At 30.2% G+C, this 13,002-nt stretch carries 9 protein-coding genes and 1 pseudogene; all 10 read left to right on the top strand.

From position 1 onward, the window contains the following. Window positions 1–49: 49 nt before the first annotated feature. The 10 genes and pseudogenes from ACREVU_RS20240 (at window position 50) to ACREVU_RS20195 (ending at window position 12,449) form a co-directional block, all read left to right on the top strand. Complete coding sequence (locus ACREVU_RS20240) at window positions 50–1,159, top strand: ABC transporter ATP-binding protein (protein WP_431553404.1); 1,110 nt, start codon at window positions 50–52, stop codon at window positions 1,157–1,159. Continuing rightward, a complete protein-coding gene (locus ACREVU_RS20235; protein WP_431553403.1) occupies window positions 1,149–2,813 on the top strand; it encodes an ABC transporter permease in 1,665 nt (554 codons plus the stop codon). Before ACREVU_RS20240 ends, ACREVU_RS20235 begins: the two co-directional genes overlap by 11 nt. A 24-nt stretch (window positions 2,814–2,837) precedes the next feature. Continuing rightward, window positions 2,838–4,523, top strand: coding sequence for a sensor histidine kinase (locus tag ACREVU_RS20230; RefSeq protein WP_431553402.1), 1,686 nt, complete (start codon window positions 2,838–2,840; stop codon window positions 4,521–4,523). Between the two features lie 3 nt (window positions 4,524–4,526). Further along, window positions 4,527–5,342: a response regulator transcription factor gene (locus ACREVU_RS20225; protein ID WP_431553401.1), complete on the top strand. Its 816-nt coding sequence runs from the start codon at window positions 4,527–4,529 to the stop codon at window positions 5,340–5,342. Window positions 5,343–5,585: 243 nt separating this feature from the next. Further along, window positions 5,586–6,338, top strand: a complete 753-nt coding sequence (locus tag ACREVU_RS20220) for an NYN domain-containing protein (RefSeq protein ID WP_431553400.1) — start codon at window positions 5,586–5,588, stop codon at window positions 6,336–6,338. A 206-nt stretch (window positions 6,339–6,544) separates the two neighbouring features. Then, entirely contained in the window at window positions 6,545–7,561 is a 1,017-nt protein-coding gene (locus tag ACREVU_RS20215; protein WP_431553399.1) for a LacI family DNA-binding transcriptional regulator, read from the top strand. Between the two features lie 157 nt (window positions 7,562–7,718). After that, window positions 7,719–8,960 (top strand): ABC transporter substrate-binding protein, encoded by a 1,242-nt coding sequence (locus ACREVU_RS20210; protein ID WP_431553398.1) that lies wholly within the window; start codon window positions 7,719–7,721, stop codon window positions 8,958–8,960. A gap of 118 nt (window positions 8,961–9,078) precedes the next feature. Then, window positions 9,079–9,927: a carbohydrate ABC transporter permease gene (locus ACREVU_RS20205; RefSeq protein ID WP_431553444.1), complete on the top strand. Its 849-nt coding sequence runs from the start codon at window positions 9,079–9,081 to the stop codon at window positions 9,925–9,927. After that, window positions 9,927–10,754: pseudogene (locus ACREVU_RS20200) on the top strand (carbohydrate ABC transporter permease). Before ACREVU_RS20205 ends, ACREVU_RS20200 begins: the two are co-directional and overlap by 1 nt. 15 nt (window positions 10,755–10,769) lie before the next feature. Then, window positions 10,770–12,449 (top strand): glycoside hydrolase family 13 protein, encoded by a 1,680-nt coding sequence (locus ACREVU_RS20195; protein ID WP_431553397.1) that lies wholly within the window; start codon window positions 10,770–10,772, stop codon window positions 12,447–12,449. Window positions 12,450–13,002: the final 553 nt, after the last annotated feature.

Genomic DNA, 13,002 nt, shown 5'->3' with positions numbered 1-13,002 from the left:
GTCCTAGGGATTTTTTTATAAAATCTCAAGTTAGGAAGGAGTTTAAATTATGAGTACATCCATTGAATTCAAAAATATAGTAAAAAGATATGATGATATAACAGTAATTCCAAAGCTTTCACTTAAAATTAAAGAAGGCGAATTTTTTACACTACTTGGGCCTTCAGGTTGTGGAAAAACCACACTTTTAAGGATGGTAGCTGGATTCAACTCAATTGAGGAAGGAGAGATTAGTTTTAATAAAAAGGTAATCAATAATATTCCAGCACATAAAAGAAATATAGGTATGGTGTTTCAAAACTATGCAATATTCCCTCATATGACGGTATCAGAAAATATTGAATATGGGCTTAAGCTTAGAAAACATAGTAAGGAAGAAGCGAAGAAAAAATTAGAGGATATATTAAAGGTCGTAAAAATATATGAATATAAGGATAGAGCACCAGATAAGTTATCAGGAGGACAACAGCAACGTGTTGCACTAGCAAGGGCCATTGTAATTCACCCAACTGTACTTCTTATGGATGAGCCTCTATCTAACTTAGATGCAAAGCTTAGAATAGAAATGAGAAGTGCTATAAGAGAAATACAAAAAAACATAGGTATAACTACAGTTTACGTAACTCATGACCAAGAAGAAGCACTTGCTATATCAGATAGAATTGCAATTATGAACAAAGGCGCTATTCAGCAAATTGATACACCCAGAAAAATTTATTTAAGACCATCAAATGTATTTGTTGCTACCTTTATTGGTCACTCTAATGTATTTAAGGGAAAAATGCTTATAGAAGAGGAAAAGAACTACGTTGTTTTTGAAAATGGATATAGAGTACCAATGGATAATTTAAAAAGTGATGTTAAAAACGGAGAAGAAATCAAAATATCAGTAAGGCCAGAGGAATTTATAATAAGTGATAATAATGAAGGAATTAGAGGGGTAGTTCATTTTAATACATTCCTTGGAAAATATATAAATTATGAAGTAAAGCTAGATAATGGCGAAATAATTGAATTAACACAGGATACTAGTACTAATGATGCCTTTCATGAAATTGGACAAGAGCTATATCTAAAAGTTTATAATAAAAAAATAAATATTTTTAACAAGGACGGAGATAGAAGTCTTATTGCTGGAGTGGAGAAATATGAAGAATAAAAAAAATAAAAAAATAAGATTTGATTTTTGGACAATAGTAATTATTCTTGCTTTTTTATTATTTGCTGTATTTCTAATTTATCCACTAGGTTCATTGTTTTTGACTAGTTTTCAAGATGTGGATACTGGAAAATATACCTTAGACAATTTTGCTAAATTTTTCACTAAAAAGTATTACTATGGAACACTTATGAATAGTTTTACTATAAGTATTATAGTAACTGTTTTAGCTATATTAATTGGTGCACCCTTAGCCTATATTATGGCTACAGTAAAAATTAAATTCAAATCAATTGTAGAGGTGCTAATTATAATATCTGTATTATCGCCACCTTTCATAGGAGCATATTCTTGGATATTATTACTTGGAAGAAACGGAGTTATTACAAATTTCTTTATGAAAAGCTTAGGAATACATCTGCCTAGTATTTATGGATTTAAAGGGATTTTGTTAGCATTTACCTTAAAACTATTTCCATTTATATATTTGTATGTTTCAGGAGCATTAAAGAAAATAGATGTTTCGCTAAGTGAAGCTGCAGAAAGTTTAGGTTGCAGTGGAGTGAAAAAAGTCTTTACTATTATACTACCACTTATACTTCCTACAATAATGGCAGGTTCATTATTGGTATTTATGAATTGTATTGCTGATTTTGGAACTCCAATGCTTATAGGCGAAGGGTTCAGAGTTATGCCAGTTTTAATTTATTCAGAGTTTGTATCTGAGGTAGGCGGTCAAGCAAATTTTGCAGCGGCTCTAAGTACAATAATGGTAATTATAACAGCAGTTATTTTTTTAGGACAAAAATATGTAGTTAATAGAAAGTCATATGTTATGAACTCTTTAAAGCCCATATCTGCTAAAAAAGTTGTGGGATACAAAAATGTTTTAGCACATGCATATGTTTATATTGTGGTAGCACTAGCTGCAATTCCACAGGTAACAGTAATATATACATCTTTCTTAAAAACAAGTGGATCAAGGTTTGTTAGTGGATTTTCACTAAATAGTTATAAAACCGTAGTTTCAAAACTTGGAAATTCAATCTTGAATACCTATGAATATGGTATAATAGCTATAATAATAATAATACTACTAGGAATGCTTATATCTTATGTATCTGTACGAAGAAAAAGTGCATTAACCTCTTTTCTAGATACGTTAACCATGTTCCCATATATTATTCCAGGATCTGTTTTAGGTATTACCTTATTGTTAGCATTTAATAAGCAACCAATGGTGCTAAGTGGTACTTTCATTATAATGATAATTGCGTTTGTCATAAGAAAACTGCCTTATACAATTAGGTCCAGTGCGGCAATACTTATGCAACTTAGTCCAAGTCTTGAAGAGGCATCAATTAGTTTAGGATATTCTGAAATGAAAACCTTCTTTAAGGTTACTGCAGTTATGATGATGCCAGGGGTATTTGCAGGAGCAATTTTGAGCTGGATAACGGTAATAAATGAATTAAGTTCATCAATTATTTTATACACAGGGACTACGAGAACCTTGTCAGTTGCCATATATACTGACGTTATAAGGGCGAGTTATGGTACAGCAGCTGCCTTATCAAGTATACTTACCATTACAACTATTGTTTCACTTATAATATTCTTTAAAGTAACTGGCAAGAAAGAAATAAGCTTATAAAAACTTAGGTAGGAGGAAATACGTATGAAAAATATAAAAAGAAAATTCTTCAAGGAAGAAATAAGAAAATCTTTTATATTATACGCATTGACTCCTATTATAATTTTGTCCTTTATTTTTTATAATTTATTATTTTGGTACAGTAGTAAAAGCATTGAGAGAAGTAATAAAAAATATAACAGCAACATATCAAATGTTATAAGCAAAGAGTTTATAAGTTATAAAGGAGAAGTAGAGGATTTAGTTAAATGGGATGAAATAAAAAAAGTTTTTTATAGTAAGCAGGATGAAGCTAAGATATATGAGAGGCTTTATAATGTAGTTAATATGCACAAAATAAGAAGCATTTTTTATATTTACAACGCAAAGGGAGAAGCTCTAATAACCAATGCTAAAGGAGAACCTCAATATGCCAAAAGTGATGACCTGTTTATGGGTGGAGTTTTTAAAAAAATGAAAGACAATCCGAGTAAAGCAGTTATGATGCTTAATAGAGCTCAACTTGATGTAAACACAAGAACGGTATACTCTATAGGAGAAGCTATTATTGATAACAATAAACAGGTTATAGGGTTTGTTGTTTTTGATGTTTTAGAAAATGAGTTGAATAAAATAGTTCATAGTAGTACAAATCATCATGCTGTAATAACTGATAGATATAATAATAATATAGTTACCACTAATACATCACTTTTAGATGGTATAGGTAAATTGAAACCGTTTTTAGATGAGGAAAATAATTATATACATAATAATTCTATAATGGATGGTAATATATACGTTTATACTATCACATACCTAGACTTTATAAAGAATATCTATCTCATAGGTGAAATATTTTTAGTTATAGTATTTTTAATTTTAGTATACTCTATGTTATTTATAGCTAAGAAAATAGCTGTAAGTAAGACAAAATCAATTGATGAATTGTTGTCTGCTATAAAAAGTGTTCAAGAGGGCAATTTAAATACTGTTGTCTCTATAAATTCTAATGATGAATTTCAAGTTATAGGTCAGTATTGTAATGAGATGATAATAAAAATAAATGAGCTTGTAGAAAAAAATAAAGAAGAGGCAAGACGAAATGCACTATCTGAGCTTAAGGAGTTAGAAGCACAATTCAATCCTCACTTTTTATTTAATACCCTTGAAATGATTAAATACATGATAAAAACAGACGACAAGAGCGCCATAAAAACCATTGTTTCATTGGCTAATTTGTTAAGGTATAGTATAAATAGAAATTTTGATAAGGTGAAAATAGTGGAAGATATTAGATATATAGAGGATTATCTTGTAATACAAAAATTTAGATTTGATGACAAGTTCGATTATAAAATAAATTTAAGTAAGGGAGCAGAGGAATGCCTGATACCTAAACTTATAATACAACCCATTATTGAAAATAGTATAAAATATGGATTTGAATCAAAAGAATATTTAAAGATAAATATAGATTGTAGAGTTGAAAAAGAAAATTTGATAATATCTATTGCGGATACTGGCGAAGGCATGAGTTATGAAAAATTATCTGAAATATTAAAGCTAATAGAAAACAATGAAAATAATACAAACCATATAGGACTTTACAATGTTGAAAAGAGAATTAATCTGATATATGGTAGGTCGTATGGGATAAATATATATAGTAAACTCTATGAAGGTACGGAAATAGTAATTAACCTTCCAGCTTATGAAAGTGAGGAGTAGAATATGATTAAAGTACTTATTGTAGAAGATGAAAACTTGATAAGAAAAGGGTTAATAAATACTATAGACTGGCTAAGTATGGATTGTATAATTGCAGGGGAAGCAGCTAACGGAAAAGAAGGGCTAAAAGCTATTATAGAAATTAAGCCAGATTTAGTCATTACAGATATTAAAATGCCATTAATGAATGGTATGGATATGTTAGAACAAGCTTCTGAAGCTTATGATTTCGAAAAGATTATTTTAACTAGTTATGGAGAATTTCCATATGCAAAAAAAGCTATAGATTTGAGAGTCTTTGACTATGTACTAAAACCAATTGATGAAGGTGAATTTAAAGAGATAATTGAAAAAGTTGTGAATAAAATTCGCGATAAAAAAATATATGATGAATTTAAAAATGGTTTAAAAGATTATAAAACTATTGATGTCTTAAATTTAGATTATTACTTAAAATCTAATAAAAAAAGATCTCATTATACTGATGCAGCAATTTCTTATGTGAAAGCTAATTATTCTAAAAAAATCACTATCGAGGATGTTGCAGAAAAATTAACAGTAAGCGCAAGTTATCTAAGCAGAAATTTAAAAGAGGGTACAAATCAAACATTTCATGACTTTCTAAATAGATATAGAGTACAAAAGTCAATTGAACTACTTATGAGTGGCGAATATAGGGTTTATGAGATATCTACATTGGTGGGTTTTACTGATTATAAACATTATTCTACTGTATTTAAAAAATATATAAATGCTTCACCTTTAGAGTTTGTGAAAGCTAATGTATACATTAAAGATGAGGATGAAAATAAGGAATAAATTGAGAGGATATTGAAGAGAGATGAGCACAATCAAATGTTCTCCATAGTTAACAATAGTGGAGATTTGATTTTATTTATAATATAATGGAGATAATTATGAATGATTACAATAATTATAGAAATTTAGAAGGAATATTTAGGGTTTTGTAGAATTGTATAGAATAGTATGTTATTTTAAAGTATGGGATAATAAATTTCATGTAAAAGAGACTAAAGACATTAAGGTGTGAAGGAGATAAAAATGGAAAAAGATAAAAAGATTGCAGTTTTAATTGATGCTGACAATGTATCTGATAAGTATATAAAGTATATAATTGACGAGATTTCAAATCATGGAACACCTACTTATAAAAGGATTTATGGAGATTGGACTAAGCCTCAATTGGCTTCATGGAAGAATGTATTGCTTAATTATTCCATTAGCCCAATACAACAATATAGTTATACCACAGGTAAAAATTCAACAGATGCAGCTCTTATAATTGATGCCATGGACATACTGTATTCAAATAATGTTGATGGGTTCTGCATTGTCTCTAGTGATAGTGATTTTACTAAACTGGCAGCCAGGCTTCGCGAAGCTGGTATGTATGTTATTGGCATGGGTGAAAAGAAAACACCTACACCTTTCATCTCAGCTTGTGAGAAGTTTAAATATCTTGAAGTGTTAGCTTCAATGGCTGCAAAAAATACTGAAACCATTAGCATAAAAGGAGTACCACTACAAGAAGAATCAAAAGGTGGCATGATAACTTCTCAAAAATTAGTGGAGGCTATCAAAACTATCATAACAGAGATTTCAGATGAAGATGGATGGGCGTTTTTAGGTGAATTAGGTAGTACTCTTAATAAGAGGTATCCGGATTTTGATACAAGAAATTATGGCTATACAAAGCTTACACCATTTGTAGCATCTTTAAATCAGTTTGAGATTAGATCAACAAAAACTAGTAATCCTAGTATAAGCCTTAAGTATATTAGAAATAAAGAGTAAAATATAAGGAGGCTATACATGAAATTATAATTTTATGTATAGCCTCGATGGATAGCTTGTTTATGAATTTATGTTATCAGTGTTTGTTGCAACCATTACTTTATGTATTAGTATTGCAAGAATATTCTAAAAAAATATAGACAAAATTTCTTATATATGGTAAAGTGAGTTTAGGTTAATCGTTTACTGAAGGAGTAGTTAAAATTATGAATACAACAATGAAAAAACCAACAATTAAGGATGTAGCAAAAGAGGCTAAGGTTTCTGTAGCTACTGTTTCTAGAATTCTTAATGGTCTAGAGGGCTACTCTGAGGCAACAAGGCAGAAAGTAACTGCTGTAATAGACGAAATGGGATACAGGAGAAATGCTATTGCTAGAAACTTAAAGACAAAAACTACCAAAACTATAGGGGTATTGTTACCTAAAGTTGAAACTACTTTTTATGTGGAAATTTTAAGTGGAATAGAGGATATGGCACATAAAAATAATTACAGTGTTGTTATTTGTAATACAGGAAATAGTTCTCATTTGATGCCTTACTATTTAAATGTACTATCAGAAAGACAAGTAGATGGCATTATTGTTTGTAGTTTATCACCTAAAGATATGTATGATAGGGATATTGTTGACACTAAAATACCTTGTATTCTCTTATCAACATTTTCTACCCGCTATCCAATTCCATATATTAAAGTGGATGATTTTCAAGCTTCTTTTGCGGCTACTAGTTATTTGATAGAAAATGGACATACTAAAATAGCTATGCTAGGTGGAGAGAAGGAAGACCCAGTTGCAGGTATACCAAGGCTAGAGGGATATATGAAAGCTCTAAAAGAACATAATATTCCTATTAATGAAAGTCTTATAAAACATAATGGGTTCAGTTTTTCACAGGGGAAACAAGCGATGGAAGCACTTTTAAGCGAAAATATAAAATTCACTGCAATCTTTGCTTCCTGTGATGATATTGCTGTTGGCGCAATGTTCATAGCACATAAAAGGGGTATTTCAATTCCAAAGGATTTGTCTATAATAGGCTATGACAACACTAAAGTAGCAGAAATGGCTTATCCACCGTTAACAACAGTAGCTCAGCCTTCCTATGATATGGGTCAAAAGTCAGTTGAAATGCTAATTAAAACCATTACTACAAATAAAAAAAGTGAGAGTATAATAATGCCTTTTGAAATCATAGAAAGGGAAACTGTTAAAAAACTTTGATAGTTTTTTATACTATTTACGTAATCGTTTAACTAAAATAGTTGTAAATAGTGTAATAAATTTATATATTTATAATGTTTTTAGTTTGAACCGTAGTAATAACAACATTCTATTTACGTAATCAATTACTCAAAACAAAATTTTAGGGGGTATAAAAATGAATAAAAAATTAAAAACTCTAGTATCATTAGTGCTTACACTTGCACTAGGTTCTTCTTTATTGGTAGGTTGCTCTAGTAAAACTGCAGCGGATGGAAAAGTAAAATTAGAGGTATTCTCTACTAAAGCAGAAAATAAAACACTTTATCAAAAGATGATTAGTGATTTTCAAACTAAAAACCCTAACATTCAAATTGTTCTTAATGCTCCACCAGATTCAGCAACAGTTTTAAAAACAAGACTTACTAAAAATGATATGCCTGATGTACTCAGCATGGGTGGTGACAATTTATATGGTGAGCTTGCATCTAATGGCATTCTACTAGACCTTAGCTCCGAAACTTTTATGAGTAATATACAGACAGCTTATATTGAACAAATGAAAGATCTTTTAACAAATGGAGATGTAAAATCCTATGGGGTACCTTATGCAACAAATGCTGATGGTGTTTTGTATAACAAAGAAAAATTTACAAAGCTAGGAGTAGAAATTCCGAAAACTTGGGATGAATTTATTGCACTTTCGCAGAAGGTAAAAGCTAGTGGAGAAACTCCTTTTTACCTTACACTTAAAGATGCTTGGACTGGTATGTGCTTCTGGAACGTACTAGCCGGAGATATTCCAGCGGAAACATTTCTAGCAGATAGAAAAGCAGATAAAACTACCTTCGCAGATACTCATTCGGAAGTAGCAGATAAAATGCTTGAAATTATTAAATATGGCCAAAAAGATATATATGGAATGGGATATAACGATGGTAATACAGCTTTTGCTCAAGGTAAATCAGTAATGTATCTTCAAGGTAACTGGGCTATTGCAGATATTAAAAAAGCAAATCCAACCATGAAACTCGGAATGTTCCCACTACCAGCAACAAATGAGGCTAGTAAAAATAAAATTGTTTCAGGTGTGGACGTATTACTTGCGGTAACGAAAAGCTCAAAGCACCCTGCAGAAGCTAAAAAATTTATTGAATATATGTTACAAAAGGAAAATGCACAAGCTTATATAACTGATCAGTTCGCATTTTCAGCTGTTAAGGATGTGGTGCAGAAAGATGAAAGTGTTACAGATTTGACAGAAAGTTTTAAAAGTGGAGAAATTGGAAGTTTTCCTGATCATTATTATCCAACTGGTTTAGATACAGCATCTATTTTGCAAGGATTTCTTTCTAAAAAGGATAAAGCAGTTTTCTTAAAGCAACTTGATACAGAATATAATAAAAACAATAAAAAATAATTGTTAGATAAGTAATGAGAGATGATTTTTAAATTATTTCTCATTACTTAACTATAGTAAATTTTATTTTATATGAGGTATAAGGAGTGTGAATAAATTGAAAAAAAACAAACAAATAATGGTTTTTTATATTATGACAATTCCTGCAGTAATATTATTTTTTACCTTTCACACCTTACCATTAATAAAAGGTATATTTTATAGCTTTACTGACTGGAATGGTTATGGTGATTGGAAATTCATAGGGCTTAAAAATTTTATAAATGTATTTCAGGATGATACCATTAGAAATGCTTATGGATTTACCTTTAAATTTGCAATAGTTACCACGATAATTGTTAATGTAATAAGTCTAGCAATAGCCGTTGCTTTAAATTCAAGTATTAAATTTAAGAATACTTTAAAAGCGATATTCTTTTTCCCGAATGTACTAGGAGTTTTAATTGTTGGATATATATTTAATTATGTATTCGCTCATTTATTACCGCCACTTGGAGAATATTTAAATATTAGTTTTTTAAGTTCAAATATACTTGGGAATCCGGCTCTTGCCTGGCTTGGTATAGTATTTGTAGCATCTTGGCAGTCAATAGCCTTCAACACTATAATATATCTTTCGGGACTTCAAACTATAGATCAAGATATCTATGAAGCAAGTGATATTGATGGGGCAAATAAATGGCAAACTTTTAGAAAAATAACATTTCCATTAATAGCTCCTTTTTTTACAATAAACATGGTGTTAAGTATGAAGGGTTCTTTAAATGTATTTGACCAAATTATAGCAATGACAGGTGGCGGGCCTGGCAATGCTACTCAATCAATTACATATGTGATTTATCATTTTGGATTTTCTGGCGGTAATTTTGCATATCAATCTGCAAATGCTGTGATTTTCTTTATTGTAGTTGTAGCAATCTCACTTTTCCAAATGAAAGTACTTGCAAAACGGGAGGTTGATTTATAATGCAGAAAAAGAAAGATAATAGGCTTCTTACGGTAATACTTATAATCTTAGCAGGAGTATTTATCTTATTTCCATTATATATTTTAGTAAGTACCGCATTAAAATCTCCTGCGGATATGATGAAATCTACATTGGCACTTCCTACGACCTTTCGTTTTGATAATTTTACCCAGGCAATTAAACTAACAAATTTCTTTGATGCATTCACAAACACTGCAGTAATAACATGTGTTTCAGTGGTTTTTATAATAATTTCAAATTCCATGGTAGCTTATGCAATAGCTAGAAATCAAAATTTAAAGTACTTTAATCTACTTTACTATTATTTCTTAAGTGCCATGTTTGTACCTTTTCAAATAATAATGCTACCACTGGTAAAACAAGTAAGTGCACTGCATTTAGATAATGTACCAGGGATTATAATCCTATACATTGTTTATGGACTGCCAATTAATACCTTTTTATATGTAGGTTATTTAAAGTCTCTTCCAAAATCACTGGAAGAAGCGGCTACAATAGATGGTGCTACCATCTGGCAAGTGTTTTTTCGCATAATATTTCCACTGTTAAAACCAATAAATGCTACAGTAGGAATATTAGCCTTCTTAGGATGCTGGAATGACTTTATGCTTCCACTTGTTATATTAAGTAAGCCAGAATAGGCAACATTATCTCTCGTACAATATATTTTTCAAGGACAATTTAGTACAAACTATAATTTAGCTTTTGCTTCTTATCTTTTAGCATTATTACCAATCATAATAGTGTACGTATTTGCTCAAAGATTTATCATAAGCGGAGTTACCAATGGAGCAATAAAACAATAGAAAGAAGGAGATCTTATGAATAAATGTTGGTGGAAAGAGTGTGTAGTTTATCAGATTTACCCAAGAAGTTTTAAAGATAGTAATGGAGACGGAATTGGAGACTTAAGAGGAATAATTGAAAAACTTGATTATCTTGAAGAGCTTGGAATTGATGTTCTATGGTTATCTCCAGTTTATGAATCTCCCAACGATGATAATGGCTACGATATAAGTAATTATCAGGGGATAATGAAGGAATTTGGAACTATGGAGGATTTTGATTTACTGCTAGCTGGTGCGCATAGTAGAAAAATCAAGATAATGATGGATCTTGTTATAAATCACAGTTCTGATGAGCATAAGTGGTTCATTGAGAGTAAGAAATCTAAAGAGAATAAGTATAGAGATTATTACATTTGGAGAGACGGAAAAAATGGGTTGCCTCCAAATAATTGGGGCGGCAGTTTTGGAGGTTCTGCTTGGGAACTGGATGCACAAACACAAATGTACTACTTGCATTTATTCTCAAAAAAGCAACCAGATTTAAACTGGGAAAACAAAAATTTAAGAAAAGATATTTATGGAATGATGACATGGTGGTTAGAAAAAGGGGTCGATGGTTTCCGTATGGATGTTATCAACATGATTGGAAAAGACCAGAGCTATCCTAATGGAATTGTTAATGGACCTAGTACCCATGCAGATCCAGGCAGATCAAGTAAAAACTATCCAAAAGTTAATGATTATTTAAAAGAAATGAACAGGGAAGTTCTAAGTAAATATGATATTGTGACTGTAGGTGAAACCCCAGATATAAATCCTGCTCAAGCTGTTGAATATGTAGGTGAAGATAGAAACGAATTAAATATGGTATTTCAATTTGAACATATGAGTATAGGATTTGGGGTAGACGGGAAATGGGGTAAAGTAATCTTTAATCTTAAGGAATTTAAAACCATTATGTCAAAATGGCAAACTCAGCTTCAAGATAAAGGATGGAATAGTCTTTATTTAAATAATCATGACCAACCAAGAATGGTTTCTCGTTTTGGAAATGATGGTAAATATAGAGCTGAATCAGCAAAAATGCTTGCAACCCTTCTTCATATGATGCAAGGTACTCCATATATTTTTCAAGGTGAAGAACTAGGAATGACAAATGTAAAATTTGAAAGTATTAATGATTATAGAGATATTGAAACGTTAAATGCTTATAGGGATTTTATGCAAAGTGGTAAAAAAACTCATGATGAAATTATGGATGCCATCTATAAAAGAGGTAGAGATAACGCAAGAACGCCTTTCCAATGGAATAATAAAAAAAATGCTGGCTTTTCTGATGTCACTCCCTGGATAAAGGTAAATCCAAATTACAAGGTTATTAATGCACAGGTGCAGTTAGGTGATGAAAATTCAGTTTTAAATTATTATAAAAAGCTTATTGAGTTAAGAAAGAAGCATGAAATAATAGTATATGGTGACTATACTTTGATTTTAGAGGATAACGTGGATATTCATGCTTATACAAGAAAACTGGAAGATGAGACATTAGTGGTGATATGTAACTTTGGTGAAAATAACACTAAATTTAAGCTTCCAAAGAACATAAAATACAATTATAAAGAGCTTTTAATTACAAATTATATTGTGGAAGATGAGTTAATAGACGAAATTATGCTAAAACCTTATGAAACGAGAGTTTATCTATTAAAATAAAAAAAGGCTGTGAAGTGGTACTTCACAGCTTTTATTATTAAAGTAAAGGGGGGACTTCGCTTTAACCTATTAAGTTACTAACCTATAATTGAATGATAACATACAAATGTTACGGCATTATTAAGAATATGTGTAGTATTTGTTAAATATTTGACATGCTGAAAAAGAAGCATATTTAAAACCATTAACCTGCATAATTAAAGTGATTTAAATAATTATGAATTTGTTGATTTAATTGAAAAATGACGGCTTATAAAAAAAAACATTCAATTTCAGCATTTAATTTTGATTATTAGGCAATTTTATACTATAATAGATAAAACCAGTTAAAAGTGCAAGGAATATTCACAATAATCTATACACTTACTTCATTTAGTTTTTAAACATAATTTGAAGATTTAAAGATATTCACTATAAAAATCATGAAAAGGAATCTAGTGTAACTAAATAGGTAGTATTTATAGTATTTTAAAGTTCATTTCTATATTAAAAATGAACTTTGAGTACTGAAAAAATAGTCTGATTTTGCATAGTAGTTGTAGTTTTAACACAC

The sequence above is a fragment of the Clostridium sp. genome, assembly GCF_050717535.1.
GTDB lineage: Bacteria > Bacillota > Clostridia > Clostridiales > Clostridiaceae > Clostridium_AD.
The sequence above is the reverse complement of the archived record's forward strand: the minus strand, read 5'-3'. Positions and strand labels throughout refer to the sequence as shown.